The following is a 25427-nucleotide window of genomic DNA, read 5'->3' on the forward strand; positions in this document are numbered from 1 at the left end:
GGTCGGCCCTCCACCGCACCCGGGCCGTACGACTCTCCAGCGGAGTCGTACGGCCCTTCCGTCCGTCGGTACGACCGTCCCGGCCGCCGGTACGGCGATCGCGCCGAAGCCGGGGAAAACCGGTGCCGCGCCGTCCGGACCTCGTGCGATGCTCGGGCCCGTGGAGACCAGGTCCGTCAGCCCCGTGTTCGTCGGCCGCACCGACGAGTTGAAGACTTTGAACGACGCGCTCGCCCGTGCCGCCGCGGGCGAGCCACAGGCACTGTTGCTCGGCGGCGAGGCGGGCGTCGGCAAGACGCGCCTCGTCGAGGAGTTCACCGCGGCCGCGGGCCGCCGGGAAGCGGTCGTCGCGCTCGGCGGCTGTGTGGAGATCGGCGCCGACGGGCTGCCGTTCGCTCCCTTCTCCACCGCGCTGCGGGCCCTGCGTGAGGCCCTGCCGGTGGAGTTCGCCGCCGCGGCCGCCGGCCAGGAGGAGGAACTGGCGCGGCTGCTGCCCGAACTGGGCGAGGCCGGCACCGGCCGCCATGACGAGCAGGGCATGGCCCGCCTGTTCGAACTGACCGTGCGGCTGCTGGAGCGGGTCGCCGCCGCGCACCCGGTCGTGCTCGTCCTGGAGGACCTGCACTGGGCCGACGCCTCCACCCGCCACCTGCTCTCCTACCTCCTGCGCACCCTGCGCACCGGCCGCCTCCACGTCCTCGCCACCTACCGCTCCGACGACATCCACCGCCGACACCCGCTGCGCCCCCTGCTCGCCGAACTCGACCGGCTGCGCACCGTCCGCCGGATCGAACTCGCCCGCTTCACCCGCGAGGAGGTCGGCCGCCAGATCGCCGGCATCCTCGCCGCCGAACCCGACCCCGCCCAGGTCGACGAGATCTTCGAACGATCCGACGGCAACGCCTTCTTCGTCGAGGAACTCGCCGTCGCCGCCTGTCAGGGCAGCTGCACCGGCCTGACCGACTCCCTGCGCGATCTGCTCCTGGTCCGGGTCGAGGCGCTGCCCGAGAGCGCCGGGCAGGTCGCCCGGGTCGTCGCCGAGGGCGGTTCCACCGTCGAGTACCCGCTGATCGCCGCCGTCGCCCAGCTCACCGAGGACGAACTCATCGAGGCGCTGCGAGCCGCCGTCGGCGCCAACATCCTCACCGTCACCCCGGCCGGCGACGGTTACCGCTTCCGGCACTCCCTGGTCCGCGAGGCCGTCGCCGACGACCTGCTGCCCGGCGAACGCTCCCGCATCAACCGCCGTTACGCCGAGGCCCTGGAGGCCGATCCCACGCTCGTCGCCTCCGACGCGCGGGTGATGCGCCTGGCCAGCTACTGGTACCACGCCCACGACGCGGCCAAGGCGCTGCCCGCCGTCCTCGGCGCCTCCGTCGTGGCCCGCCGCCGGCACGCCTACACCGAACAACTCCGGCTCCTGGAACGGGCGATGGAGCTGTGGGACAGCGCCGCCGAGGAGGTGCGCTCCGCCCTGCGCCCGGTGGACTACACCGAGGTCTACCCGCCGTGCGGCTGCGACCCCGCCACCACCCCCCTGCGCTATCTCGACCTGATGGCCGAGGCGGCCGTCGCGGGCCGCTTCGGTGGCGAACGCGAACGCGCCCTGAAGATCACCAAGCGTGCGCTGCGTCTCCTGGAGGAGGAGCCCGATCCCCTGCGCGCCGCCTGGTTCTGGGTGCAGCGCTCCCGGTTGGTCCAGGCCCAGGCCCGCGGCGACGGCTGGCAGGAACTCGCCACCGCTCAGGACCTCATCCGCGGCCTGCCGCCCTCCGAGGTGCACGCCGAGGTGCTGGCCCTCGCCGCCAACTGGTCCATGCTGCACCGGCCCGGCCCCGAAGCCATCGCCGCCGCCGAACAGGCCGTGGAGTACGCGCGCATGGTGGGCGCCCGTGACATCGAACTTCACGCCCGCCTCACCCTGAGCGGCCTCAAGGTGGACTCCGGCGACCACGAGCCCGGCCTCGAGGAGATGCGGCAGGTCCTGCGGGACACCCTGACGGAGGGCGTGCACCATGTCGCGGGCCGCGCCTATGTGAACCTGCCGTCCGTGATGCAGACCGTCGGCCGCGACCGGGAGGCCGCCCCCCTGCTGCGCGAGGGCATCGCCTTCACCCGCAAGCACGGACTGCTGGATTCCGAGGCCTGGGCCTGGGGCAACCTGTCCGAGGCGCTCTACTCCCTCGGCCAGTGGCAGGAGGCCGCCGAGGCCGCCGCACGGGCGACCGGGGTCGGCCACAGCGCCAAGCCCCGCGGTGCCGGCACCCTGAGGCTGGCCCACCTCGCGCTGGCCCGAGGCGACCTCGCCGAGGCCGGCCGGCAACTCGCCGCCGCCCGCGCCCACTACGGCACCCACGACCCCATGCCCCAGCAGTCCCTGCCCCTGGCTCGCATCGCCCTCGGTATCGCCGCCGCGGAGGGCCGCATCGCCGACGCCCGCACCGAACTGCTCCAGGCCCTGGACGTCGGCTTCCCGCCCGGCACCCACCGCTACGGCTGGCCCCTGCTGCTGGCCGCCGCCACCGCCGAGGCCGACACCCGCACCCTGCCAGCGGCCCGGCCGGAGCGCGCCGAGAGCCTCGGCCGCCTCCGGGAAGCGGTACGGAAGCTCACCACCGGCGCCCCCCTCTGGCAGGCCTACGACCACTGGACCCGCGCCGAACTGCTCCGCGCCGAGGGCCAGGACACCGCCGACACCTGGTCGCCCGTGGTCACCGCCTTCGAGTGCCTGGACCGCCCCTACGACCTCGCCCGGGTCCGCCACCGCCTCGCCGGAGCCCTGCTGGCCGAGGGCGGCGACGACGAACGCGACCGCGCGGTGGAACTGCTCCGGCTGGCCGCCGCGGTCGCCGCCCACCTCGGGGCCCGCCCCCTGGCCGACGCCGTCGCCCGGCTCGCCCAGCGTGCCCGCCTCACCCTGACCCGCGCCTCGCGCGAGGCCCTCGCTCCCGCCGACCCGGCCGCGGCCCTCGGCCTCACCAGTCGCGAGCGGGACGTCCTGCGACTGGTCGCGGCCGGCCGCACCAACCGCCAGATAGCCGAGGAGCTTTTCATCTCCCCGAAGACCGCGAGCGTCCACGTCTCCAACATCCTCAGCAAGCTCGGTGTCTCGGGCCGGGGGGAGGCGGCGGCGGTGGCGCACCGGCTGGAACTGTTCACTGCCGAGACGCTCACTGCCGGATCGACGGGCTGAGACCTACGCTGGAGAAAACCGGCAAAGGGGAGTAGCCGTGTTCAACGCCTTCGAGGAACTGTTCGCACCCGGTCGCAAACACACCCGGGACGAACAGAACCGGCTCGAGCTGACCCGCGAGGACGTGGGGGACAACGACCCCGGCCGTGGCCCCATCGACCTGACGTCCGGGAAGGCCGTGATACGGCTGCCCGAACGGCAGACGGCCGGGGCGGAGCCGGACCAGGAGCCGGACGAGGACGCGACGGAGCCGTGAGCGGGGGAGAGCGGGGCTACTTCACCTCCACCTCCAGCACCCGGTCGTCACCCTTCTTCGGCGCCCCCCGGCCATCCGTGTTGCTCGTCACCAGCCACACCTTGTCGCCGCCCGCCGGGACCACCGTACGCAGGCGGCCGTACTTGCCCTCGAGGAACGCCTGCGGGGCGGCCGATGCCTCCGTGCCGCGCAGCGGGACACGCCACAGGCGCTGCCCCTTCAGGCCCGCCATCCAGATCACGCCGTCGACATAGGCGATGCCGCTGGGGGAGGCGTCGTCGGTGTGCCACTGGGCTATCGGATCGTGGAAGCCCGCCTCGGAGGACTTCCCCTCGGCGTCCGGCCAGCCGTAGTCGTCGCCGGGCTTGATCGTGTTCAGCTCGTCCCAGGTGTCCTGCCCGAACTCCGAGGCGAACAGCCGCTGTCTGTCGTCCCAGGCCAGCCCCTGCACGTTCCGGTGGCCGTACGAGTACACCGGGGAGTTCGGGAACGGGTTGCCCTCGGCGGGCTCACCCTCCGGGGTCAGCCGCAGGATCTTTCCGCCCAAAGACTCCTTGTCCTGCGCCAGGCCCTTCTGGCCGCTCTCTCCCGTGCCCGCGTACAGCATTCCGTCGGGGCCGAACTCGATCCGGCCGCCGTTGTGGATGTAGCCCTTCGGGATGCCCCTGAACACCGTGTCGGGAGCGCCCAGTTGCTCACCCGCCGGCTTCCGCTCGTCGTAGATCATGCGGACGATGCGGTTGTCCGAGGCCGAGGTGAAGTAGGCGTAGATCATGTGGTCCGAGGCGTAGTCCGGGGAGAGGGCGATGCCCAGCAGGCCGCCCTCACCGGCCGGGGAGACCCCGGAGACCGCGCCCAGCTCGGTCTTCCTGCCCGTCTCCTCGTCGATCCGCGTGATCGTCCCCTCGTCCCGGGAGGAGACCAGCAGACCGCCGCCGGGCAGCGGAGCCAGGCCCCACGGTGTCTTCAGGCCCTCGGTGACCGTGCGCAGCACTCTCACCGAGCCCTTGGCCGCAGCGGCCGACTCGGTGGCCCTGCCCGAGGGGGCGGTGCCGGTCGCCGTCCCCTTCGGCGCCGTACTCCCCCCGCCGTCCGGGGATCCCCCTCCGTCGGAGGAGCAGCCGGCCGACAGCAGGAGGGCGGCCGCGGCCAATACGGCCGACACAGCTCGACGTTGCACGTTCATGGTCCCTTCGAGGCGGTGATCCCATCGCGGGTTCTACTTCTCATACACCGCTCGCCCCGCTCGCGTTCCCGATCGGCGAGAACCGATCGCCGGAACGCACGAGTACCCCGAGAACGCGGCCCCGCGGCGACCTCAGTCCCACGATCCCAGAGCGGCCGGCAGTCCGGACACCTCCGCCAGATCCTGCTCGGTCAGCCGGAGCCCGGCCGCGGCCGCGTTCTGTGCGGCCCAGCGTTCCTGTTTGGTGCCCGGCAGGGCGATCACGTGCCGGCCCTGGGCCAGGACCCAGGCCAGGGCCACCTGGGCCGGGGTGACGCCCTCGCCGTGGCGCCGTGCGACCCGGCGCAGGCCCGCGACGATCGGCTGGTTGGCCGCCATCATCTCGGCCGTGAACCGGGGGTGGCGGGCCCGCACGTCGTCCGGTTCGAAGCCCTCGCCGGGCCGCAGGGTGCCGGTCAGGAAGCCGTTGCCCAGCGGCATCGCCGCGAGAAAGCCCACGCCCCGCGCCTCGCACCACGGCAGCAGCGCGGTCAGCGCCTCCGGCGACCACACCGACAGCTCCGCCTGCACCGCGCTCACCGGGAACACCTGCTGCACCCGTTGCAGTTGGCGCAGGGTGGTGTCGTGCAGCCCGCCGCCCGAGCGGCGGCCGCCGCGCGCCCCCACCGCGCACAGGCCCAGCGCCCGCACCTTCCCGGCCCGCACCAGGTCGGCCATCGCGCCCCACGTCTCCTCCACCGGCACCTCGGGGTCGGCGCGGTGCAACTGGTAGAGGTCGATCACATCCGTCTGCAGCCGGCGCAGCGAGGCGTCGCAGGCGCGCTTCACATATCCGGGCCGGCCGTTGGCCACGATGTGCTGCTCGCCCACCAGCAGCCCCGCCTTCGTGGACACGAAGGCGTCCCGGCGCCGCTCCTTGAGTACCCGGCCCAGCAGCAGCTCGTTGGTGAACGGGCCGTACATGTCCGCGGTGTCCAGCAGGGTCGAGCCCAGATCCAGTGCCCGGTGCACGCATCTCACCGACTCCTCGCCCCGCTGCCGTGACCCGCTGTACGCCCAGCTCATCGGCATGCATCCGAGTCCGACGGCCCCCACCGCGAGCGCCCCCGCGCCGATCGTCCTGCACTCCACCTGCTCGTGAACCTCCCTCTGCCCGGCCCCCAACCTAACCTCCGCGCCCCGGGCCCCTGACATAGCCTCCGTTCCATGAGTGCAGACGTATGGCTTCCCATTCCGCCGGAGGAGATCGAGGGGCTCCCCGAAGGGCCCCGCTATCTGTTCTGGGACGGGGGTGAGGACGGTGACCAGGCCTTTCCCGGGGACCCGGCGGACTGCGCCGTGTACGTGGTGCCGTACATGAAGCGGTGGCCGGTCAAGGTCCGCCCGCTGGAGCGGCTGACCAACGTGCGGGTCATCCAGACGCTCACCGCGGGTGTCGACGACATCACCGCACGGCTGTCGTCGATCGTGCCGGGCGTGCAGCTGTGCAATGCGCGCGGCGTGCACGAGGCGAGCACCGCCGAACTCGCGCTCACCCTGACCCTCGCCGCCCTGCGCGGCGTCCCCGGCTTCGTCCGGGCCCAGCAGCAGGAGCGCTGGGAGAGCGGATTCCATCCCTCCCTCGCCGACAAGAACGTCCTCATCGTCGGTTACGGCTCCATCGGTGCCGCCATCGAGGACCGGCTTGAACCCTTCGAAGTCGCGCGGGTGGCGCGCATCGCGCGCTCCCGGCGCACCACGGCGCGCGGTCTTGTGCACCCGATCACCGATGTGCTTTCCCTGCTCCCGGACGCGGACGTCGTGATCCTCTCCACCCCGCTCACGGAGGCCACGCTGGGGCTCGTCGACGCCGATTTCCTGGCGCGGATGAAGGACGGGGCGCTGCTCGTGAACGTCTCGCGCGGGCCCGTCATCGACACGAAGGCACTGCTCGCCGAGCTGGAGCGCGGCCGGCTCAGCGCCGCCCTGGACGTGACGGACCCCGAGCCGCTGCCGCCCGGACATCCCTTGTGGCAGGCGCCCGGAGTGCTGATCAGCCCGCATGTGGGCGGCCCCTCCTCGGCCTTCCTGCCGCGCGCCAAACGGCTGCTCGCCGACCAGCTGACCCGCTTCGTGAACCGGCAGCCCCTGCGGAACGTGATCCTTACGACGGACGTTGACACGGCGGGACCAAGCGGGCGGTAATCCGCTTCCGGCACCCTCCGCAATCTTTCGGACGCGACCCGTACCCGCATCGCCGCTGGTCGTCACGGAGCGTAGAGAACCTATGTCCCTGAGTGACGATCCTGGTGTATCGTCCCGACAGGGGCTGCGCCGCCGACCGTTCGGCGCCGGGGATGGACATTTCAGATTTGTGAGGGGGGCGACGGGCGATGCACGGCCTATGGACGAACGATCCGACGCGGCGGAGCCGCCGACGGCGACCCTGGCGCACGGCCACGCGCAGACGCGGCCATCACACCAGCCACCACAGCCACCACCAGCGCAGGCACAGCGGCCGCCGGAGGCATGCCCATCCAGCGCACCGGGACCGTCGGGACCCGGGAGCGGCGCTCACCGGGAGGCCCCGGTGAGCGCATCGCCCTCCGTGACGAGCACCCTCGACGAAGCGGTGCGCGCACCGCACCCGCAGGACGCGCCGCCGCCCGGCCGCCCGCCCGCCCGCGAAGGCACGCGACTGACGGAGCAGCTCGTCCTCGCCCTGATCTGCGCGGCCTACGCCGCCGGAGCCGCGTTCGACTGGGGAACCGAGGAAGTCGCGCTGGTCATGGGCGACTTCGGGCTGAGCGCCGCGGCGGGCGCCGCCTCCGTCTCGTGCTTCCTGTACGCCCGCAGCGCACGCGTGCGCTTCCGGTCCGCCTGGCTGCTGTTCGCCCTCTCCTCGGCGATGGCGGCGCTGGGCAACGCGGTCTGGGGATGGTACGAGGTCGTCCTGGCGCGGCCCGTTCCCAGCCCCAGCTACGCCGACCTCTTCTTCCTGTGCTTCGCGCCGCCCGCCATCGTGGGCCTGCTCGTCCTCGCCAAGCGCCCGGTGACGCGAGCGGGCTGGATCTGCCTGGCACTGGACGCCTGGCTGATCGGCGGCTCGCTGCTCACCCTGTCCTGGAGCCTCGCGCTCGCCCAGGCGGCCCGCATCGAGGGGTCGAGCGTCGCGCACACCGCGCTGTCGCTGGCGTACCCGCTGCTCGACATCGCGCTCGTCAGCATGGTCCTCGCGCTGCACTTCCGCCGCGCCCCGGGCAACCGCACGGCGGTGAACACGGCGATCGGCGCGCTCGCGCTGACCGTGATGTGCGACGCGCTGTTCACCTCGCCGCTGCTGCACAGCAGCTACCGCTCCGGACAACTGCTGGACGCGGGCTGGTTCGCCGGTTCACTGCTGCTCGCCTACGCCCCCTGGGTCGCCCGCCGGCACCGCGGCGCGCGGGAGGCACGCGTGCCGGACGGGCACACACGCGTGGTCCACGAGCATCTGCCCGGGCAACGCGGCACAGGCCGCCACCACCCGTCCACCCCCGCCCCGGCGGGCGAGCACGGCCGGTATCTCGCCGGGCGGCCGATCACCGGCTCCCTCGCCGCGCTCACCCCGTACCTCGCCGCCGCCGTGTGCACCCTGGGCATCCTGTACAACGTCCTCAACGGCCGCCGGCCCGATCACGTGGTGCTGATCACCGCGGGCGCCGTCGTGCTCGCGCTGGTCATCCGCCAGGGCATCATGCTGCTGGACAACATCACCCTCACCCAGGAGCTGGCACAGAAGGAGAACCACTTCCGCTCCCTGGTGCAGGGCTCCAGCGACGTGATCATGATCGCCGCGCCCAACGGCATCCTGCGGTACGTCTCACCGGCCGCCGCCGGGGTCTACGGACGGCCCGCCGAGGAGCTGGTGGGCACGGAGCTGGCCGCGCTCATCCACCCGGAGGACCTGGGGTGCGTGGTGCACGAGGTGCGCCGCTTCCTCGCCGCCAGCCCGGTGGAGGAGCCCACCACGCGCATCGAGTGCCGGTTCCGCTCGGGCGGCGGCGGCTGGCTCAACGTCGAGTCCACCGTCAACCGCCACCACGGCGGCCTGATCTTCAACAGCCGGGACGTGACCGAGAGGGTGCGGCTGCAGGCGCAGTTGCAGCACAACGCCGAGCACGACCCGCTGACCGACCTGCCCAACCGCGCGCTGTTCACCCGGCGCGTCCAGCAGGCGCTGTCCGGCCGCCGCGCCACCGACCGGGGCGCCGCCCAGCGCGGCACTGCCGTGCTCTTCATCGATCTGGACGGCTTCAAGGCCGTCAACGACACGATCGGGCACCAGGCCGGGGACGAACTGCTCGTCCAGGCCGCCCGCAGGCTCCAGGACGCGGTCCGGCAGGGGGACACCGCCTCCCGGCTGGGCGGCGACGAGTTCGCGGCCCTGATCGTCGGGGACGGCACCCGCGACCGTGCCGCCCGGGAGCGGAACATCCTGGAGCTGGCCGACCGCCTCAGAGTGACCCTCTCCCACCCGTACGCCATCGACGGCAACGATGTCCGGGTCAACGCCTCCATCGGCGTCGCCTTCGCCGAGCCGGGGCTCGGTGCCGGTGAGTTGCTGCGCAACGCCGACCTCGCGATGTACCGCGCGAAATCGGCCGGGAAGGGCCGGGTCGAGCTGTACAGACCGCAGATGCAGCAGGACGTCGTACGCAAGGCGGAGCTGGCCACGCGGCTGCGTGCCGCGCTGCACGACGGTGAGTTCGCGCTGCTGCACCAGCCGGTGGTGTGCCTGGAGAACGGCCGGATCACGGCGGTCTCCGCGCAGGCGCGCTGGCGCTCCTCCCAAGGGGTGCTGTTCACGCCGGCCGAGTTCCTGCGGGTGGCCGAGGACGGCGACAAGACCGCCGAACTGGAGCGCTGGATCTTCCAGGAGGCCGTGGAACAGGCCGCCGAACGGGCCGCCACCGGGCTCGTCGTACCCGTGACGGTGCGGATGAGTGCCCGGCGGCTGCTGGACCGATCGATGCCGCTGGGCTCCGTGGAGGCGCTGCTGACCCGGCACGGGCTGCCGCCCGGGGCGCTGGTCATCGAGCTGTCCGACACCGATCCGCGGCTCTCCCTGGACGAGCTGGAGCGGCGGCTGACCGCGCTCAGCAGGCTCGGGGTGCGGATCGCGCTGGACGGGTTCGGCAGCGGCTACGCGGCCATCACCGCTCTGCGGCGGCTGCCCGTGGACATCCTCCGGCTCGACCGCAGCCTGGTCGAGGGGGTCGTGGAGTCCGCGCGCCTGCACAAGATCACCAGTGGTCTGCTGCGGATCGCCGGCGATCTCGGGCTGCAGTCCCTCGCCGAGGGCGTGGACCTGCCGGAGCAGGTGGTCGCCTTGCGCGCGATGGGCTGCACGCACGGGCAGGGCATGGCGTTCGCCGGTCCGCTGGACGAGTACCGGCTGCGCCGGGCACTCGGATCCGGCCATTATCCGGTGCCGCACGCACCGGCCGAACCGGCCTTCGCGGGCAAGGGTGCGGGGGTGTACACAAGTGGTGTCCCCGCTGTTCTCGGAGGCGGCAGTGCCCTTCGCTCACATAATGAGACTCCCGTCCCACCTACTTGACACGTGGTGCGTGCCGGGGGGAGGGTCAGTGCCATGCGCACCCGAATTCTCGTACTTGGACAGCGCGTCGGCTGAGCTGGGACCCACCGGAGGACGATCCGGAATCCCCAGCGACCTCACCGGCGCGCTCCCCTCGCTTGCCTTTCGGCACGAGGGGTTTTTTGTTGCACGAGCGCCTTTCGTGCAGCGCTTGAACTCCGCCCAAACCTCGCAAAAACCCTCAGCATCGAGAAGAGAATGCCGATGACCGAGCAGGCCACCGGGGCCCACCATCCGCAGCCGCGGCCCCGTTCCGGAGGACAGCACTCCGCCCCCGTCGAGCACGTCACGGGTGCGCAGTCCCTCATCCGCTCCCTCGAGGAGGTCGGCGCGGACACGGTATTCGGCATTCCCGGCGGCGCGATCCTCCCGGCGTACGACCCGCTGATGGACTCCACCCGGGTGCGGCACGTCCTGGTCCGCCACGAGCAGGGCGCCGGCCACGCGGCCACGGGGTATGCGCAGGCCACCGGCAAGGTCGGCGTCTGCATGGCCACCTCCGGCCCGGGTGCCACGAACCTGGTCACGCCGATCGCGGACGCGCACATGGACTCCGTGCCGATGGTCGCGATCACCGGCCAGGTCGCCTCGAAGTCGATCGGCACGGACGCCTTCCAGGAGGCGGACATCGTCGGCATCACCATGCCGATCACCAAGCACAACTTCCTCGTCACCAAGGCCGAGGACATCCCGCGGGTCATCGCGCAGGCCTTCCACATCGCCTCCACCGGCCGCCCGGGCCCGGTCCTGGTCGACATCGCCAAGGACGCCCTCCAGGCGAAGACCACCTTCTCCTGGCCGCCCGCGATGGATCTGCCCGGCTACCGTCCGGTGACCAAGCCGCACGCCAAGCAGATCCGCGAGGCGGCCAAGCTGATCACCTCCGCCAGGCGGCCCGTCCTCTACGTCGGCGGCGGCGTCATCAAGGCGCAGGCCACCGCCGAGCTGAAGGTCCTCGCCGAACTCACCGGAGCGCCTGTCACCACCACCCTGATGGCGCTCGGCGCGTTCCCCGACAGCCACCCGCTGCACGTGGGAATGCCGGGCATGCACGGTGCGGTCACCGCCGTCACCGCGCTGCAGAAGGCCGACCTGATCGTCGCCCTCGGAGCCCGCTTCGACGACCGCGTCACCGGCAAGCTGGACAGCTTCGCCCCCTACGCCAAGATCGTCCACGCCGACATCGACCCGGCCGAGATCGGCAAGAACCGCGCCGCCGACGTGCCGATCGTCGGGGACGCCCGCGAGGTCATCGCCGACCTGGTCCAGGCCGTGCAGAAGGAGCACAGCGAGGGCCACAAGGGCGACTACACCGCCTGGTGGAGCGACCTCAACCGCTGGCGCGACACCTACCCGCTCGGCTACGACCAGCCCGAGGACGGCTCCCTGTCCCCGCAGCAGGTCATCGAGCGCATCGGGCAGCTCGCGCCCGAGGGCACGATCTTCGCGGCGGGCGTCGGCCAGCACCAGATGTGGTCCGCGCACTTCATCCAGTACGAGAAGCCCGCCACCTGGCTGAACTCCGGCGGCGCAGGCACGATGGGCTACGCGGTCCCGGCCGCCATGGGCGCCAAGGCCGGCCGGCCGCAGCAGACCGTGTGGGCGATCGACGGCGACGGCTGCTTCCAGATGACCAATCAGGAACTGACCACCTGCGCGCTGAACAACATCCCGATCAAGGTCGCCGTCATCAACAACGGCGCCCTGGGCATGGTCCGCCAGTGGCAGACCCTGTTCTACAACCAGCGCTACTCCAACACCGTGCTGCACTCCGGCCCGGACGACATCAATCCGGAGGCCAAGGGCACGCGGGTGCCGGACTTCGTGAAGCTGTCCGAGGCGATGGGCTGCGTGGGCCTGCGCTGCGAGCGCCCCGAGGACCTGGACAAGGTCATCGAAGAGGCGAACTCCATCAACGACCGCCCGGTCGTCATCGACTTCATCGTCCACGAGGACGCGATGGTGTGGCCGATGGTCGCCGCCGGCACCTCCAACGACGAGATCATGGCCGCCCGGGACGTCCGCCCCGACTTCGGCGACAACGAAGACGACTGAGCGAGAGAGACGTAAAAAGACCATGTCCAAGCACACGCTCTCCGTCCTGGTGGAGAACACGCCGGGCATCCTCGCCCGGATCGCCGCCCTGTTCTCCCGCCGCGGCTTCAACATCGACTCGCTCGCCGTCGGTGTCACCGAGCACCCCGACATCTCCCGCATCACCATCGTCGTGGGCGTCGAGGACCTGCCGCTCGAGCAGGTGACCAAGCAGCTCAACAAGCTCGTCAACGTGCTGAAGATCGTCGAGCTGGAGCCGGGCCAGGCCGTTCAGCGCGAACTCGTCCTGGTGAAGGTCCGTGCCGACAACGAGACCCGCTCCCAGATCGTGGAGATCGTCCAGCTGTTCCGCGCCAAGACCGTCGACGTCTCTCCGGAGGCCGTCACGATCGAGGCCACCGGATCCGGCGAGAAGCTGTCCGCCATGCTCAAGATGCTCGAGCCGTACGGCATCAAGGAGCTGGTCCAGTCCGGCACGATCGCGATCGGCCGCGGCGCGCGCTCGATCACGGACCGCTCGCTGCGCGCTCTCGACCGATCTGCGTAAGGCTGAATACGGGCGGTCGGTGCATCGCCGCCCGCCCGTATGCCGAGACCCCCAGACTTCCCTTCCTCCCACCGGCATACGGTGGGACGCACAATCTGCACACCAAGGAGAGAACCCAAAGTGGCCGAGCTGTTCTACGACGCCGACGCCGACCTGTCCATCATCCAGGGCCGCAAGGTCGCGGTCATCGGATACGGCAGCCAGGGCCACGCCCACGCGCTGTCGCTGCGTGACTCCGGTGTCGACGTCCGCGTCGGTCTGCACGAGGGCTCCAAGTCCAAGGCCAAGGCCGAGGAGCAGGGCCTGCGCGTGGTGAGCCCGGCCGAGGCCGCCGCCGAGGCCGACGTCATCATGATCCTCATCCCGGACCCGATCCAGGCCCAGGTCTACGAGGAGTCCATCGCCCCGAACCTGAAGGACGGCGACGCGCTGTTCTTCGCCCACGGTTTCAACATCCGCTTCGGCTTCATCAAGCCCCCGGCCGGCGTCGACGTCGCCCTGGTCGCTCCCAAGGGCCCGGGCCACCTGGTGCGCCGCCAGTACGAGGAGGGCCGCGGCGTCCCGGCGATCGCCGCCGTCGAGCAGGACGCCACCGGCAACGCCTTCCCGCTGGCCCTTTCGTACGCCAAGGCCATCGGCGGCACCCGCGCCGGTGTCATCAAGACGACCTTCACCGAGGAGACCGAGACCGACCTGTTCGGCGAGCAGGCCGTGCTGTGCGGCGGCACCTCCGCCCTGGTCAAGGCCGGCTTCGAGACCCTGGTCGAGGCGGGCTACCAGCCGGAGATCGCCTACTTCGAGTGCCTGCACGAGCTGAAGCTGATCGTCGACCTCATGTACGAGGGCGGCCTGGAGAAGATGCGCTGGTCCGTCTCCGAGACCGCCGAGTGGGGCGACTACGTCACCGGCCCGCGCATCATCACCGACGCCACCAAGGCCGAGATGAAGCAGGTCCTCGCCGAGATCCAGGACGGCACCTTCGCCCAGACCTGGATGGACGAGTACCACGGCGGCCTGAAGAAGTACAACGAGTACAAGCAGCAGGACTCCGAGCACCTGCTGGAGACCACCGGCAAGCAGCTGCGCAAGCTGATGAGCTGGGTCAACGAGGAGGCGTAAGCCTCAAGGCAGGGGCCGGGGCGGATCACCCCGGCCCCTGTTGTCCACCCCGTCCAGCCCCGGACGGGTGATCCTTCCGTAGAGGCGCATTACGACCACCGCCACGCCACTACACTGCTGCACAACACGCGTCAGGCCCACAGCGTCGTGCGTCTTCCGCGGCTAGCCCCTCCACCGCCTGCGGCCGTCGGGACGGCCGTCCGCATTGGACTTGTGAGGACTCACGTGAGCTCGAAACCCGTCGTACTCATCGCTGAAGAGCTGTCGCCCGCGACCGTCGACGCGCTCGGCCCGGACTTCGAGATCCGGCACGCCAACGGAGCCGACCGAGCCGAACTGCTCCCCGCCATCGCCGACGTCGACGCGATCCTGATCCGTTCCGCCACCAAGGTCGACGCCGAGGCCGTCGCCGCGGCGAAGAAGCTCAAGGTCGTCGCGCGAGCCGGTGTCGGCCTCGACAACGTCGACGTCTCCGCCGCCACCAAGGCCGGCGTGATGGTCGTCAACGCCCCGACCTCCAACATCGTGACCGCCGCCGAACTGGCCTGCGGTCTGCTCCTCGCCACCGCGCGCAACATCCCGCAGGCCAACGCCGCGCTGAAGAACGGCGAGTGGAAGCGCAGCAAGTACACGGGCGTGGAGCTGGCCGAGAAGACGCTGGGCGTCGTGGGTCTCGGCCGCATCGGTGCCCTCGTCGCGCAGCGCATGTCCGCCTTCGGCATGAAGGTCGTCGCCTACGACCCCTACGTGCAGCCCGCGCGGGCCGCGCAGATGGGCGTCAAGGTGCTGTCCCTGGACGAGCTGCTCGAGGTCTCCGACTTCATCACCGTCCACCTGCCCAAGACCCCCGAGACCCTCGGCCTCATCGGTGACGAGGCGCTGCGCAAGGTCAAGCCGAGCGTGCGCATCGTCAACGCGGCCCGCGGCGGCATCGTGGACGAGGCCGCGCTGTACGCGGCGCTGAAGGAGGGCCGGGTCGCCGGCGCCGGCCTCGACGTGTACGCCAAGGAGCCCTGCACCGACTCCCCGCTGTTCGAGCTGGACCAGGTCGTGTGCACCCCGCACCTCGGCGCGTCCACCGACGAGGCCCAGGAGAAGGCGGGCATCGCGGTCGCCAAGTCCGTCCGCCTCGCCCTCGCCGGCGAGCTGGTGCCGGACGCGGTGAACGTCCAGGGCGGTGTCATCGCCGAGGACGTCAAGCCCGGTCTGCCGCTCGCCGAGCGCCTCGGCCGCATCTTCACCGCGCTCGCCGGTGAGGTCGCGGTCCGCCTCGACGTCGAGGTCTACGGCGAGATCACCCAGCACGACGTGAAGGTGCTGGAGCTGTCCGCGCTCAAGGGTGTCTTCGAGGACGTCGTCGACGAGACGGTGTCGTACGTCAACGCCCCGCTGTTCGCGCAGGAGCGTGGGGTCGAGGTCCGCCTGACCACCAGCTCCGAGTCGGGCGACCACCGCAACGTGGTGACCGTGCGCGGCACGCTGGGCACCGGCGAGGAGGTGTCGGTCTCCGGCACGCTGGCCGGCCCCAAGCACGTCCAGAAGATCGTCGCGGTCGGCGACTACGACGTCGACCTCGCGCTCGCCGACCACATGGTCGTCCTGCGCTACGAGGACCGTCCGGGTGTCGTGGGCACCGTCGGCCGCATCCTCGGCGAGGCGGGCATCAACATCGCCGGCATGCAGGTCGCTCGCGCGAGGGCGGGCGGCGAGGCGCTGGCGGTGCTGACCGTGGACGACACGGTGGCCGCCGGTGTCCTGGCCGAGCTGGCGGCGGAGATCGGGGCGACGTCCGCCCGCTCCGTGAACCTGGTCTGACGCGTCCGCGCGAGAACGCCGGGCGGGCCGAGGAAGAACCTCGGCCCGTCCGGCGTTCGTCGTCGGCGGCCTACTTCTCGCCCTCCCCTACCTCGATCCGCCGCAGCGTCACCGCCGCGCCCAGCGCCGCCACTGTCAGCAGCACCGCTCCGGCGATCGCCGCCCCGTGCATCCCGGTCGTGAACGCCTCGCGGGCCGTGGCGAGCAGGGACTCGCCGGTACGGCCGGGCAGCCGGGCGGCCGTGGCGAGCGCGCCGCCGAGGGTCTCGCGGGCTTCCGCCGGGGCCGCGGCCGGCATCTCGTGGCGGTAGACCGCCGTACCGATGGAGCCCAGGACCGCCATGCCGAGGGCGCCGCCGAACTCGGTGCCGGTCTCCAGGAGGGAGGAGGCCGTGCCCGCCCGCTCCACCGGGGCCGTGCTCATGGCCAGGTCGGTCAGCTGGGACATCACCATGACCACCCCGGAGGCGAGGACACCGGCCGCCGCCAGCACCAGCCACAGGGAGTCGGTGCCGGTGAAGGCGAGCAGTGCGTATCCGGCGGCCGAGACGGCGAAGCCGGTGGCGACGACGTAGCCGCGGTTGGCGCCACGGGCGACGAGCGTTCCGGTGACCGGCCCCGCGACGCCGATCAGCACCGACGGGAGCAGGCTCCACAGCGCGGCCGAGAGTGGACTCTTGCCGAGGACCGACTGCAGGTACTGCGTGGTGAAGATCGCCGAACCCATCATGCCGAACGCCGAGACCAGGGTCAGGACCAGCGCCGGGGTGAAGCCGTGGCCCCGCAGCAGGGCCGGCGGGATCAGCGGTGAGGCGGCGGTGCGCTGCCGGTGGACGAAGAGCGCCGCGAACAGCAGACCGACCGTCACCGAGACGACGTACTGCGGGTGCCAGCCCTCGGAGGGGATCTCCTTCAGGCCGTAGATCACCGGAAGCACGGCGGCCATCGACAGCGGGACGCTCGGCCAGTCGAAGCGGCCGGGGTTCGGGTTCCTCGACTCCGGAAGCAGGACCGGACCCAGGACCAGCAGCAGGGCCATCGCCGGCAGATTGACCAGGAAGACCGAGCCCCACCAGAAGTGCTCGACGAGGATGCCGCTCATCACCGAGCCGAGCGCGATGCCGCCGGTCATCACGCCGGACCACAGGCCGATCGCCTTCGCCCGCTCGGCGGGGTCGGTGAACATCGTGCGCAGCAGGGCCATGGTCGACGGCATCAGCGTCGCCCCGCCGATCCCGAGGATCGCGCGGGCCGCGATCAGGGTCTCGGCGCTGTTCGCGTAGGCCGCGAGGACCGAGGCTGCGCTGAAGGCGGCGGCGCCCGCCAGCAGGAGCCTGCGGCGGCCGATGCGGTCGCCGAGCGAGCCCATCGTCATCAGCAGGCCGGCCAGGACGAAGCCGTAGATGTCGAAGATCCACAGCTGCTGGGTGCCGCTCGGCCGCAGATCCGCGCTGATCGCGGGTGCCGCGAAGTACAGGACCGAGACGTCCATCGAGACCAGCAGCAGCGGGAGCATCAGCACGCCCAGTGCGGTCCATTCGCGGCGGCCGGCGCGCTGGGCGGCCGGGGTCGTGGTGGTGCTCGTCGAGTTCGTCATGCCGAGGAATGTACGCGCGTCTTAAACGCTTGTCTAGAACGCTTGTATAGGTCATGCGTCTAGGACGGATGTATGGATCGGGGGGTAGGGTGAACGGCATGGGACACCGTGAGGATCTGCTGGAAGGCGCCAAGCGCTGCCTGCTCGAGAAGGGTTTCGCGCGGACCACCGCGCGGGACGTCGTGAAGGAGTCGGGGACCAACCTGGCCTCGATCGGCTATCACTACGGCTCGAAGGACGCCCTGCTCGCCCAGGCCTACGTCGCGCTGGTGGAGACCATGTCCGACGGCTTCGAGGGCGCCGGGATCGAGGCGGTCGAGGGTGCGCCCGGCTCGCTGGAGCGGTTCCGGTGGGTGTGGTCGAACATCGTCGAGTCCATGCGGGGGGGCGGCTCGGTCTGGCGGCTCAGCGTGGAGGCCATGACCATCGACCTCCCCGAGCTGCGCGAGCACCTCTCCCGCGCCCAGCGCGAGGGCGGACGCGGTCTGGTCGCGCTGCTCATGGGCGTGCCGGAGGAGGAGGTCTCCGACGAGACCGCGGACACTCTCGGCCGGTTCTACCTCACGCTGATGACCGGACTCATCGCACAGTGGACCTTCGACCCGAAGACCGCTGCCGACGGGGAGGCGCTCACCGAGGGCCTGCGCCAGGTCATCGAGGCCGCCACCCGGACGTGAGGGACCTGCCCGGCCGACCGTGCCGGACGCGGGGCGCCGGATGCGGGATGCCGGATGTCGGACGCGGTGCGCGGTTTGCGGCTTTCCGGGGGGTGGGGAAGATTTGACCCCATGTGCCGGACCTCCCTCCCGGAGTCGTGGTCGAGATGCCCGTAGCGGAATCCGAGACGGCGGTGCTGATCGTCGGCGGCGGGCCGGTCGGGCTCACCGCCAGAGCGCTGCTGGAGCGCTGGGGCGTGCCCACGCAGCTGGTCGAGAAGCACGTCGAGCTGTCGCCCTTCCCGCGGTCCCGGCTGGTCAACGTGCGCTCGATGGAGATCTTCCGGCGGCTCGGGCTCGCCGGCGCGATCGCGGCCCGCGCGTTCCCGCCGCAGTACGGCCGTATCCGCTTCCGGGACACCCTGTACGACCGCGACTTCGCCACGGCGGGCATGGTCGGCGTCGAAGCACCGGTACCCGAGAGCCCCGTGACCGGGGTGGTCACCTCGCAGGACCGGCTGGAACCCACCCTGCTCGGCGCGGCGGACGCACCGGTGCGCTTCGGCGTCGAACTCGTCGGCCTGACCGAAGAGGCCGATGGCGTCCTGGCCTCGCTCGTCGACCGTCGAAGCGGTGACGAGGCCCGCGTCCGGGCCCGCTACGTACTCGCCGCCGACGGCGCGAACTCCACCGTCCGGCGGCTGCTGGGCATCGGCACCACCGGCCCGGGCGCGCTGGCGGCCCTCACCACCGTCGTGTTCGACGCAGATCTCGGCCGCTGGTGCGCCCGCCGGCCCGCCGGGGTCTACATCACCGCGCACGGCTCCTTCGCCCCGCTCTATCCCGAGGGCGGCTGGGCCTGGTTCGGTCCGACACCCGAGGACCCCGAAGGCGCCGACTGGCCCGGCGTCGTCGCCCGCGCCCTCGGCCCCGGCGCCGGCGTCGCGGCCGACGTGCTGCGGGTCCAGCACTGGACGATGAACGCGTTCGTCGCCGAACGTCTCCGGCACGGCCGGATCCTGCTGGCCGGCGACGCCGCGCACGCGGTCCCCATCATCGGGGGCCTGGGCATGAACGCCGGCGTCGCCGACGTGCACAACCTGTGCTGGAAGCTGGCCGGGGTCCTGCACGGGTGGGCCGGACCGGGCCTGCCGGCCACCTACGAGACGGAACGCCTCCCCGTCGCCCACCAAACCCTGCGCCAGGCGGTGGACAACACCCATCTCATGATGCGGGTGCAGAACCAGCGCCTCGACCAGCTGCGAACCGGCGAAGCGGCGCCGGCCCGGATCGAACTGCCCTGGTCGGAGCGGTACTTCGCGCAACTCGGCCTCGTACTCGGCGTCACCTACCGCTCCGCCGCGGTCCTCGACGGCGACGGCGACGGAGCCCCGCCCGAGCCGGCCGGCACCGGGACGGAGTACGTCCCCCGCGCGGAGCCGGGCCACCGCATGCCCCACCTCTGGCTCACCGGCGACCGGTCCACCCTCGACGCCTGCGGCGAGTGGTTCGCGCTGCTCACCCCGGACCCCGGCCACTGGGCGCGGCACCGCTTCGCACCCTGGCCCGTACGCGTCGAGGCACTTCCCGCCGAGCACGCCGGCCGCTGCGGCCTCGGCCCGCACGGGGTGCTGCTCGTCCGGCCCGACGGACACATCGGCGCCCGCTGGCCCGACCGCCCGCCGGGCGAGGCCGCCCTCCGCCACGCCCTCGCCGCGATCACCCGCCCGGCGCCCGGCTGACAGCGGTCCGCCGGGGCGGCTACAGCCGCGCCCGCTTCAACGCCATGTGCAGCAGCAGCCGGTCCTCCCCGTCGTCCAGGTCGAGCCCGGTCAGCTGCTCCACCCGGGAGAGGCGGTAGTACAGCGTCTGCCGGTGGATGCCCAGCTCGGCGGCGGTGCGGCCGGCCTGCCCGGCGCAGTCGAGGTAGACCTCGGCGGTGCGGGCCAGCTCCCGGTGGACGGGGGAGAGCAGCGGGCCGACCACGGGATCGTGCGCGGACTGCGGGGGCAGCGTGGTCAGCAGCCGGTACGGGCCGATGCGCGCCCACTCCGCGACCGGGCCGAACCGCGGCTCGGCCAGCGCGGCGCGCGCGGCGGCCAGCGCCTCCTGCCAGACCGTGCCCAGCTCGGCGAGACCGGTGCGCGGTTCGCCGACCCCGGCGGCGAACCCGGCGCCCCCACCGGCCCCGGCGGTCCCGCCGGGCCTCTTCGCCACGGCGGCGGCCGTGCGCGCCCCGGTTCCCCGCGCCTTCGCTCCCCCCGCCCCCTCGGCGTCCTTCAGCAGCCGCGCGGCCGCCGTCAGCGCCGGTGTCACCACGTCCGTGCTGCGCAGCCGTACCAGGACCGCGAGGCTCAGGCCCGTCGCGCCCCACGGCAGCGTGCACAGTGCCGTCGCGTGCGGGACCGTACGCGGAGAGGGGACGTCGTCGGGGTCGGTGGACGGCCAGGGGGCGAGGCAGACCAGGGTGTGCGGGCCCTCCGCCCGAGGACCGAGGGCGGTGCGCAGTTCGGCCACCGCCATGTCCCGCTGCCAGCCGCCTTCCGCGGTGAGCACCGCCCGCAGTTCGCGGGTCAGCCCGGCCCCGGCCTCCGCCTCGTCCGCGAGCAGTGCGCCGATCCGGTCCGCCACCCGCATGGCGGCGGCCAGCTGGGGGTCCGTCGGGCCCGGGTCGCCGTCCAGCAGCCAGACATAGCCGAGGACGACACCCCGATGGCGTACCGGCAGGCAGATACGGCCGCGATAGACCCCGGCCTCCGGGCTGGAGGGAATCCGCACCGGCCCGGTCGCGCGCGTGATGCCGAAGCCCTCGAACCAGGCCCGGACGGTCGCCGTGGAACGCCGGGTCAGGATCGAGCGGGTGCGCACCGGGTCCAGCGCGGAGGGGTCCAGCTCGTCCTCGCTGTCGTACGCGCCGAAGGCGATCAGCTCGAAGTCGCGGTTCTCCAGGGTCGCCGGAACGCCCAGCAGCTCCGAGATCTCGTCCACCAGCTCCTGGTAGTCACCCTTGTAGGCCGCCGTCACTCGGGCATTCTCCCGCATTTCTCGCCGCCTTCATACATCTGTCTGAGATCCCGGGCACGGATGCGTGACAGCTGTCGATGGCTGACGATCGGAGAGATCCTTAGGTTTCACGGTGGTTCTCCGTGCCGTACCCGAATCGTCGGATGACGGCCGCTTTGGTGCTTGTCTGTGGAGGTGCCCCGTGCTGGGTCCCGTGATTCTCGCCGCGTCGCGCAGCGACCGGATGCGTCGCCTGATCTCGGCGGCCCCGGTGACCAAGCAGGTCGTCGACCGCTTCATACCCGGCGAGACCGTGGCCGACATCGTCCCGATCATCGAGGACCTGACGGCCAGGGGCCTGGAGCTGACGATGGACGTCGTCGGCGAGGACATCACCACCCCCGAGCAGGCCACCGCCGCCCGGGACGCCTACCTGGCGCTGATCGACCGCCTCGAGGTCCTGGGCCTCGGCGAGAAGGTCGAGATGTCGGTCAAGCTGTCCATGTTCGGGCAGGCGCTCGAGAACGGCCACGAGCTGGCGCTCGCGAACGTCCGTCCGGTGGTCGAGGCCGCCGCCGCCATCGGTACGACGGTCACCCTGGACGCCGAGGACCACACCACGCTGGACTCGATGTTCGCCATCCACGAGGAGCTGCGGAAGGACTTCCCGCAGACCGGCTGCGTCATCCAGGCCTACCTCTTCCGCACCGAGGCCGACGCCCGCCGCCTCGCCGCGGCCGGCAGCCGTGTGCGCCTCGTCAAGGGTGCCTACAAGGAGCCCGCCGAGGTCGCCTACCAGCAGAAGCACGAGATCGACAAGGCCTACGTGCGCATCCTGAAGACGCTGATGGAGGGCGAGGGCTACCCGATGATCGGGTCCCACGACCCGCGCCTGATCTCGATCGCCCAGGAGCTGGCCCACCAGGCCGGGCGCAAACTGGACGAGTACGAGTTCCAGATGCTGTACGGCATCCGCGGCGACGAGCACCTGCGGCTGGCCGCCGAGGGCCACCGCATGCGCGTCTACACCGCCTACGGAACCGACTGGTACGGCTACTTCATGCGCCGTCTGGCGGAGAAGCCGGCGAACCTGCGCTTCTTCCTCCGCTCGATGGTCAGCAAGGGCTGAGCCCGAACACCCGCTCACGTACAAGGAGTTACGGATCTCATGGACGCTGTGACCCAGGTCCCCACCCCGGTCAACGAGCCGGTGCACGGCTACGCCCCCGGCTCGCCCGAGCGCGCCCGCCTGGAGGTCAAGCTCAAGGAGCTGGCCGAGAACCCGATCGACCTGCCGATGACCATCGGCGGTGAGAAGCGGATGGGCGGCGGCGCGCCGTTCCAGGTGGTCCAGCCGCACAACCACAAGGCCGTCCTCGGCACCCTGCGCAACGCCACCCGGCAGGACGCGCAGGAGGCCATCGACGCGGCGCTCGCCGCCGCGCCGGCCTGGCGTGCGATGTCGTTCGACGACCGCGCCGCGATCATCCTGCGCGCCGCCGAGCTGCTGTCCGGCCCGTGGCGCGAGACGATCGCCGCCTCCACCATGCTCGGCCAGTCGAAGACCGCCCAGCAGGCGGAGATCGACAGCCCCTGTGAGCTGGTCGACTTCTGGCGCTTCAACGTCCACTACGCCCGCCAGATCCTCGCCGAGCAGCCCCCGGCGAACTCCCCGGGCGTCTGGAACCGCCTCGACCACCGCCCGCTGGAGGGCTTCGTCTACGCGATCACGCCGTTCAACTTCAGCGCGATCGCGGCCAACCTGCCGACGGCCCCGGCCCTGATGGGCAACGTCGTCGTCTGGAAGCCGTCCCCGACCCAGACCCACGCGGCCGTCCTCCTCATGCAGCTGCTGGAGGAGGCGGGCCTGCCCAAGGGCGTCATCAACCTCGTCACCGGCGACGGCATCGAGGTCTCCGAGGTCGCGCTGGAGCACCGCGACCTCGCGGGCATCCACTTCACCGGTTCGACCAAGACCTTCCAGTACCTGTGGAAGACGGTCGGCAACAACATCGAGAAGTACCGCGCCTACCCGCGGCTGGTCGGCGAGACCGGTGGCAAGGACTTCCTGGTCGCCCACCCGAGCGCCGACCGCGCGGTGCTGAAGACCGCCCTGACCCGCGGTGCCTTCGAGTACCAGGGCCAGAAGTGCAGCGCCACCTCCCGCGCCTACATCCCGGCCTCCATCTGGAACTCGGGCTTCAAGGAGGAGTTCGCCGCCGAGGTCGACTACCTCACCATGGGTGACGTCACCGACCTGTCGAACTTCATCGGCGCCGTGATCGACGACCGTGCCTTCGCCAAGAACAAGGCCGCCATCGACCGCGCCAAGGAGGACCCGACCTGCACGATCGTCGCGGGCGGCAGCTACGACGACTCGGTCGGCTACTTCGTCCGCCCGACGGTCATCGAGTCCACCGACCCGGAGAACGAAGTCTTCCGCACCGAGTACTTCGGTCCGGTCCTCGGCGTCTACGTCTACGAGGACGACAAGTACGACGAGATGCTGGAGCAGATGGAGTCGGTCTCCGACTACGCCCTGACCGGCGCGGTCATCTCCAACGACCGTGCCGCGGCCGCGTACACGATGGAGAAGCTCCGCTTCGCCGCGGGTAACTTCTACATCAACGACAAGTCGACCGGCGCCGTCGTCGGCCAGCAGCCCTTCGGCGGCGGCCGCGCCTCCGGCACCAACGACAAGGCCGGTGCCCCCCAGAACCTCCTGCGCTGGACGCTGACCCGCGCCATCAAGGAGACCCTGGTCGCGCCGACCGACTACGCGTACCCGCACATGGGCTGATCCACAGCCCCCGTGAGCACGGGCCGGGAAGCCTGACCATCGAGCAGGCTTCCCGGCCCGTTCCCATGTGGCTCAGGGGGTCGGCAGGCGCCGGTCGAGGAAGTCCCGCATGAGTCCGGCGATCTGGTCCGCGTGCGTCTCCAGGGCGAAGTGACCGGTGGGCAGCAGGTGGATCTCGGCCTGCGGGAGGTCCCGGCGGAAGGCCAGCGCGCCCTCCGGCACGAAGATCTCGTCGTGCGCGCCCCACACCGCCAGCAGCGGGACACCGCTGTCGCGGAAGTACGCGTGGAACGCCGGGTACAGCGCGAGGTTGGCGCCGTAGTCGGAGATCAGGTCGAGCTGGATCTCCGCCTGGCCGGGGCGGGCGAGCCGGGCGGCGTCGTGCTCGTAGGCGTCCGGACTGACGAGGGTCGGGTCCGGCACGCCGTGCAGGTACTGCCACGCGATGCCGTCCGGCGTGTAGATCTCCCGCACCGCCGCCTCGGTCTGCGGCGTCCGCTTCTCGATCAGCGCCAGCACCGGTGCCCAGGCCTCGGCGCCGAGCCCCTCCTCGTAGGCGTTGCCGTTCTGCGTGACGATCGCGGTGACCCGGTCGGGATGGGCGAGGGCGAGACGCAGGCCGATCGGGGCGCCGTAGTCCTGGATGTACAGGGCGTACCGCTCCAGCCGCAGCAGCTGGGTGAACTCGTCGGTGACGGCCGCCAGTTCGTCGAAGGTGTACGGGAACTCGGAGGCGCCCGGCGTCGCCGAGCGGCCGAAGCCGATGTGGTCCGGGGCGATCACCCGGTACCGGTCGGCGAGCAGCGGGATCAGGTCGCGGAACATGTGCGAGCTGCTCGGAAAGCCGTGCAGGAGCAGCAGGACCGGGGCGTCGGCGGGGCCGGCCTCGCGGTAGTACACGTCGTGGCCGCGGACGGTCAGGGTGCGGTGATGGACCTGGTGCGTAGGCATGCACGCAGTCCAGCACGCACCTGCCTAACCGGTCAAGTGCTTTTAAAGGGTTAGAGGGAGGGGAGGGGGTGCGACACTGGTGGCATGACCCTCCACCTCCGTCTCGCCCACACCGCCGACCTCGGAACCGACGAACTTCGCGCCCTCCGCGCCCTGTTGGACGACGCGTTCGACGGGGACCTCTCCGACGAGGACTGGGAGCACGCACTCGGCGGGATGCATGTGCTCCTGCGGGACGGCGCCGGGCTCGCGGCCCACGGGTCCGTCGTGATGCGCCGCGTCCGGCACCGCGGACGCTGGCTGCGCACCGGCTACACGGAAGCCGTCGCCGTGCGCGCCGACGTACGGCGGACCGGGCTCGGCGGGCGGGTCATGGCCGAGCTGGAGCGGGTGATCGACCGGGCCTACGACTTCGGCGCGCTGTCCGCCGGCGACGAGGGCGCCCTGCTGTACGCCGCCCGCGGCTGGCGGCGGTGGAGCGGTCAGGTGCACGCCCTCTCCCCGGACGGGATCGTGCGTCTGCCGGAGGAGGAGGGGGGCATCCATGTGTGGCCCGCGCTCGCCGGCCCCCTCGACCCCGCCCACGAGCTGGTCTTCGACTGGCGGGACGGCGACGTCGTCTGATGTGG

General features: G+C 71.6%; 18 protein-coding genes. 13 read left to right on the plus strand and 5 right to left on the minus strand.

All coding sequences use genetic code 11. The features are described 5' to 3' along the window. The first annotated feature begins 148 nt into the window (after positions 1-148). Together ACZ5CW_RS33895 and ACZ5CW_RS33900 are read left to right on the plus strand one after the other, a co-directional pair. The gene (locus ACZ5CW_RS33895) at positions 149-3193 is read left to right on the plus strand and encodes a helix-turn-helix transcriptional regulator (protein ID WP_468608258.1); all 3045 of its coding nucleotides are present in this window, start codon (positions 149-151) and stop codon (positions 3191-3193) included. Positions 3194-3230: 37 nt separating this feature from the next. Continuing rightward, positions 3231-3449 (plus strand): DUF6191 domain-containing protein, encoded by a 219-nt coding sequence (locus tag ACZ5CW_RS33900; RefSeq protein ID WP_468608260.1) that lies wholly within the window; start codon positions 3231-3233, stop codon positions 3447-3449. Positions 3450-3465: 16 nt separating this feature from the next. Here ACZ5CW_RS33900 and ACZ5CW_RS33905 read toward each other — a convergent pair whose 3' ends face one another. After that, complete coding sequence (locus ACZ5CW_RS33905) at positions 3466-4635, minus strand: PQQ-dependent sugar dehydrogenase (protein ID WP_468608262.1); 1170 nt, start codon at positions 4633-4635, stop codon at positions 3466-3468. A gap of 132 nt (positions 4636-4767) precedes the next feature. Further along, positions 4768-5766, minus strand: a complete 999-nt coding sequence (locus ACZ5CW_RS33910) for an aldo/keto reductase (RefSeq protein WP_468608264.1) — start codon at positions 5764-5766, stop codon at positions 4768-4770. Between the two features lie 75 nt (positions 5767-5841). Between ACZ5CW_RS33910 and ACZ5CW_RS33915 the strand changes: the two genes are divergently transcribed. The 6 genes from ACZ5CW_RS33915 to serA all read left to right on the plus strand — a co-directional run bounded on the left by ACZ5CW_RS33915 (position 5842) and on the right by serA (position 15791). Then, positions 5842-6819 (plus strand): 2-hydroxyacid dehydrogenase, encoded by a 978-nt coding sequence (locus ACZ5CW_RS33915; RefSeq protein WP_468608266.1) that lies wholly within the window; start codon positions 5842-5844, stop codon positions 6817-6819. Between the two features lie 385 nt (positions 6820-7204). Continuing rightward, on the plus strand, positions 7205-10216 hold the full coding sequence (locus ACZ5CW_RS33920) for a putative bifunctional diguanylate cyclase/phosphodiesterase (RefSeq protein ID WP_468608268.1): 3012 nt from the start codon (positions 7205-7207) through the stop codon (positions 10214-10216). A gap of 243 nt (positions 10217-10459) precedes the next feature. Next, the gene (locus tag ACZ5CW_RS33925) at positions 10460-12310 is read left to right on the plus strand and encodes an acetolactate synthase large subunit (protein ID WP_468608270.1); all 1851 of its coding nucleotides are present in this window, start codon (positions 10460-10462) and stop codon (positions 12308-12310) included. Positions 12311-12332: 22 nt separating this feature from the next. Beyond that, positions 12333-12857 carry an acetolactate synthase small subunit gene (gene ilvN, locus ACZ5CW_RS33930; protein ID WP_201843191.1) on the plus strand — a complete coding sequence of 175 codons (525 nt, stop codon included), beginning with the start codon at positions 12333-12335 and terminating at the stop codon, positions 12855-12857. Positions 12858-12977: 120 nt separating this feature from the next. Beyond that, positions 12978-13976, plus strand: a complete 999-nt coding sequence (gene ilvC, locus ACZ5CW_RS33935; RefSeq protein ID WP_393480571.1) for a ketol-acid reductoisomerase — start codon at positions 12978-12980, stop codon at positions 13974-13976. 225 nt (positions 13977-14201) lie between these two features. After that, a complete protein-coding gene (gene serA / locus ACZ5CW_RS33940; RefSeq protein WP_468608273.1) occupies positions 14202-15791 on the plus strand; it encodes a phosphoglycerate dehydrogenase in 1590 nt (529 codons plus the stop codon). Positions 15792-15861: 70 nt separating this feature from the next. Here serA and ACZ5CW_RS33945 read toward each other — a convergent pair whose 3' ends face one another. Next, positions 15862-17388, minus strand: a complete 1527-nt coding sequence (locus tag ACZ5CW_RS33945) for an MFS transporter (protein ID WP_468608275.1) — start codon at positions 17386-17388, stop codon at positions 15862-15864. A gap of 98 nt (positions 17389-17486) precedes the next feature. On the opposite strand from ACZ5CW_RS33945, the gene ACZ5CW_RS33950 reads away from it, so the two are divergent. Together ACZ5CW_RS33950 and ACZ5CW_RS33955 are read left to right on the plus strand one after the other, a co-directional pair. Beyond that, on the plus strand, positions 17487-18065 hold the full coding sequence (locus ACZ5CW_RS33950) for a TetR/AcrR family transcriptional regulator (protein WP_468608277.1): 579 nt from the start codon (positions 17487-17489) through the stop codon (positions 18063-18065). A gap of 146 nt (positions 18066-18211) precedes the next feature. Further along, positions 18212-19786, plus strand: coding sequence for an FAD-dependent monooxygenase (locus ACZ5CW_RS33955; RefSeq protein ID WP_468608279.1), 1575 nt, complete (start codon positions 18212-18214; stop codon positions 19784-19786). 19 nt (positions 19787-19805) lie between these two features. Here the strand turns inward: ACZ5CW_RS33955 and ACZ5CW_RS33960 are convergent, their stop codons facing one another. Next, a complete protein-coding gene (locus ACZ5CW_RS33960) occupies positions 19806-21086 on the minus strand; it encodes a PucR family transcriptional regulator (RefSeq protein ID WP_468608281.1) in 1281 nt (426 codons plus the stop codon). A gap of 163 nt (positions 21087-21249) precedes the next feature. On the opposite strand from ACZ5CW_RS33960, the gene ACZ5CW_RS33965 reads away from it, so the two are divergent. Both ACZ5CW_RS33965 and pruA read left to right on the plus strand, forming a co-directional pair. Beyond that, positions 21250-22176, plus strand: a complete 927-nt coding sequence (locus ACZ5CW_RS33965; RefSeq protein ID WP_468608283.1) for a proline dehydrogenase family protein — start codon at positions 21250-21252, stop codon at positions 22174-22176. 39 nt (positions 22177-22215) lie between these two features. Further along, the gene (gene pruA / locus ACZ5CW_RS33970) at positions 22216-23847 is read left to right on the plus strand and encodes an L-glutamate gamma-semialdehyde dehydrogenase (protein WP_468608285.1); all 1632 of its coding nucleotides are present in this window, start codon (positions 22216-22218) and stop codon (positions 23845-23847) included. A 72-nt stretch (positions 23848-23919) separates the two neighbouring features. Here pruA and ACZ5CW_RS33975 read toward each other — a convergent pair whose 3' ends face one another. Continuing rightward, entirely contained in the window at positions 23920-24798 is an 879-nt protein-coding gene (locus ACZ5CW_RS33975) for an alpha/beta fold hydrolase (protein WP_468608287.1), read from the minus strand. 84 nt (positions 24799-24882) lie between these two features. Between ACZ5CW_RS33975 and ACZ5CW_RS33980 the strand changes: the two genes are divergently transcribed. Next, the gene (locus ACZ5CW_RS33980; RefSeq protein ID WP_468608289.1) at positions 24883-25422 is read left to right on the plus strand and encodes a GNAT family protein; all 540 of its coding nucleotides are present in this window, start codon (positions 24883-24885) and stop codon (positions 25420-25422) included. Positions 25423-25427 lie beyond the last annotated feature (5 nt).

The sequence above is a fragment of the Streptomyces sp. NPDC031379 genome, assembly GCF_055569615.1.